Source organism: Bacillus sp. GMs2/2 (assembly GCF_050172095.1).
GTDB lineage: Bacteria > Bacillota > Bacilli > Bacillales > Bacillaceae_G > Bacillus_A > Bacillus_A cereus.
Genome location: NZ_JBNLYE010000601.1, coordinates 1 through 1,787 on the forward strand (window position 1 = coordinate 1; position 1,787 = coordinate 1,787).

The window sequence follows — 1,787 nt, forward strand, 5'->3', positions numbered from 1 at the left end:
TTTTCATCATCACTATATACTTCAATTGTTCCTTTATGCAATTCGACTATACTTTTTGCAATAGCTAATCCAAGTCCAGATCCACCAGTGTTTGTAGAGCGAGATTTCTCAACGCGATAAAAACGTTCAAAAATATGAGGTAAATCCGTACTAGGAATAGGTTGTCCGTAATTTGTTATATCAATTGTAATCATATTATTGCTTTCATAAGCAGTAAGGTCAATATAGCGACCTTCGCTTCCATAAGCGATAGCGTTTATAATAAGATTTTCAAACACACGCACTAATTTTTCACCATCAGCTAATACCATGAGCTTTTGAGATGGGAAAGAAGGTCGACATTCTATATTTGCTTCTTGAAATTGTATACGGAATTGAACAGTTAATTGTCCAAGTAACTCTACTATGTCAATAGGAACAGAATACAAGCTTAACTCTTTATTTTGAACACGTGTATATTCGAACAAGTCATTCATTAATGCATTAAGACGAGTTACTTTATCGTAAATGACTTGAATATAGTATCGCAATTCTACTTCATCTCTATAATTATCATGATGGATTAAATTTACGTATCCAACTATAGAAGTAAGGGGAGTGCGTAAGTCATGTGATACATTTGTAATAAGTTCACTTTTTGCTTGTTCCGCTTGTCTTTCTTCATCAATGGAGACTTTTAATTGTTCAACAATTTCATTGACCCCGATTGCTAATTCTTCTAGATAATTATGATTTACAATAGAAACTTTATGATTGAAGTTTCCATTTGCAATATAACGAATTTCTTCTATCATTTTTTTAATACAAGTTTCATAGTAAAGTTTTTTCTCGTGGCGATAAAAAATGTAAAGATAGGATGAAAAAATAGAAAATAAAAACAAATAAGATACAATCATCATCCATAACGATTCTTTAATCCCTTTATACTTTTCATAACCAAAAATTCGAATGAATTCTTTACCGAGTTCAGTTAGAGTAAGTGAACTCTCAATTACACTCGTAACGAGGCGATAAATAATTAATTCAGTAATAGGCGTGAGTGTGATAGCTAATAAGAGCCAAAAAATAAGTTTCCATTTAGGGATATCTTTTAATATATCAAATGCTTCATTTCTCAATTTTATAGCCAACTCCCCAAACAGTGTGAATAAATTTCTCTCCATTTATTACTGTTTCAAGTTTATCCCGTAAGTTGCTAATATGGACCATTACAGTCTTATTTGAACCGTAACCATCTTCATTCCAAACGCGTTCAAAAATTTCTTCTGAACTAAATACTCTTCCTGTATTACTTGCAAGCAAATATAAAATATCGAATTCAATAGAGGTTAGTTTAATATACTCTCCATTTACTTTAACAGTATGATTATGTTTGTGTATTTCAACAGAGCGAATACGAATAATACCATCTTCATTCTTTTGCGAAGTAGCGTTTTGGAAAGATGATCTTCGTAATAAAGCTTTCACTCTTGCTACTAATTCTAATGGATTGAATGGCTTGATCATATAATCATCGGCACCTGTCATAAGACCTAATATTTTATCCATATCTTCTGCTTTTGCACTAAGCATTAGAATTGGTACAGTATTATTTTCACGCACTTCCTGACAAACTTCTAATCCGTTTCGCTTTGGCATCATAATATCCAAAATCATAAGGTCAACTTCATATGTAGAAACCTTTTGCAATGCTTCATCGCCATCATAAGCTTTATAAATGTTATAGCCTTCATTTCGCAAATAAACAGCAAGTAATTCAACAATTTCTTTATCATCATCAATAATTA

Annotated in this window: 2 protein-coding genes; both read right to left on the reverse strand. The window is 31.6% G+C overall.

The window, feature by feature from the left end; genetic code table 11:
* The coding region (locus ACQGS6_RS27780) for a sensor histidine kinase (RefSeq protein WP_426965980.1) at positions 1 to 1,118 on the reverse strand (1,118 nt) is incomplete at its 3' end.
* The gene (locus ACQGS6_RS27785; protein WP_426965981.1) at positions 1,108 to 1,785 is read right to left on the reverse strand and encodes a response regulator transcription factor; all 678 of its coding nucleotides are present in this window, start codon (positions 1,783 to 1,785) and stop codon (positions 1,108 to 1,110) included. The genes ACQGS6_RS27780 and ACQGS6_RS27785, both read right to left, overlap by 11 nt.
* Positions 1,786 to 1,787: the final 2 nt, after the last annotated feature.